This is a genomic window from Methylobacterium nigriterrae (assembly GCF_037106235.1).
In the GTDB taxonomy this organism is placed as follows: Bacteria; Pseudomonadota; Alphaproteobacteria; order Rhizobiales; family Beijerinckiaceae; genus Methylobacterium; species Methylobacterium nigriterrae.
Genome location: NZ_JBAWTG010000779.1, coordinates 1 through 282, shown reverse-complemented (window position 1 = coordinate 282; position 282 = coordinate 1). Strand labels below are relative to the sequence as shown.

The window sequence follows — 282 nt, the reverse complement described above, 5'->3', positions numbered from 1 at the left end:
GGTAGATGGTCGCCGCCAGGATCCGGCTCTTGTGGCTGCCCGCCGCCGCGAGCAGGCGGTCGATCTCCGCCAGGATCGCCTGCGTCTGCGCCGTCTCGCCGGTGCCGACCGTGTCGGGCGCCACCTGGCCCGCCAGGTACACCATGTCCCCGAAGGCGACCGCCTGGCTCATGCGGGGGCCGGACTCGAAACGCTTGAGGGTCATGGTGCGCTGACATCTCCGATGGATCCGGCCGCCGCGGCAGTCGCTCCGGGACGGCGCACGTCCCCGCCTTGTGCCGC

The 282-nt window shown here is 72.7% G+C and carries 1 protein-coding gene; it reads right to left on the bottom strand.

Features of this window, described 5'->3' with window-relative positions; all coding sequences use genetic code 11:
• Nucleotides 1-205, bottom strand: a 205-nt coding sequence (locus WDW90_RS39130; RefSeq protein ID WP_336493000.1) for a Rid family hydrolase, incomplete at its 3' end; no start/stop codon positions are given.
• Nucleotides 206-282: the final 77 nt, after the last annotated feature.